The organism is Paenibacillus sp. 2TAB26, from assembly GCF_052115145.1.
Classification (GTDB): Bacteria; Bacillota; Bacilli; order Paenibacillales; family Paenibacillaceae; genus Pristimantibacillus.
The window spans coordinates 1-534 of sequence record NZ_JBFRGC010000087.1; the positions used below are offsets into that span (position 1 = coordinate 1).

A 534-nucleotide genomic window follows, 5' to 3' on the forward strand; every position below is an offset into this window, starting at 1 on the left:
GAAATCCTCGGATCAATGCCTGCTTACGGCTCCCCGGGGCGGTATCGTTGTTCGCCACGTCCTTCTTCGGCTCCTGGTGCCTAGGCATCCTCCGTGCGCTCTTACTAGCTTAACCAAATGCTCGTGGTGATTCGGCTTGTSCGCCGTTTTCATTTTGTTTCTCTGATCTCCTAAGACATCAAATGGTTGAAACAAAACGAAAAGAAGTCGGAACAATCTCGAACACCTCTCGCTTACGTAAAAACAACTAAAGGATGTTTCAGCAATTCTTTTTCTTTCGTTATCCAGTTTTCAAGGTGCAATTTTGTCCATACTGCTTTCGYAGCAGGAGTGTTAGATTAACATATTCGCTTGTTACAATCAACCACTAAAAGTTGGTAACTCACTTGTATGATTTAATCCGCTTGGCGACGTCCTACTCTCCCAAGACCCTGCGGTCTAAGTACCATCGGCGCTGAAGGGCTTAACGGTCGTGTTCGGTATGGGAACGCGTGGTTCACCTCCGCCATCGCCACCAAACGAATGACTAGACAT

The 534-nt window shown here is 47.2% G+C and carries 2 rRNA genes; both read right to left on the minus strand.

Annotated elements, in window-relative coordinates:
* Positions 1-115 (minus strand): 23S ribosomal RNA (locus AB4Z50_RS35960); the annotation flags it as partial.
* A 287-nt stretch (positions 116-402) separates the two neighbouring features.
* Positions 403-519: ribosomal RNA gene (gene rrf, locus AB4Z50_RS35965) — 5S ribosomal RNA — on the minus strand.
* Between the last annotated feature and the right edge of the window lie 15 nt (positions 520-534).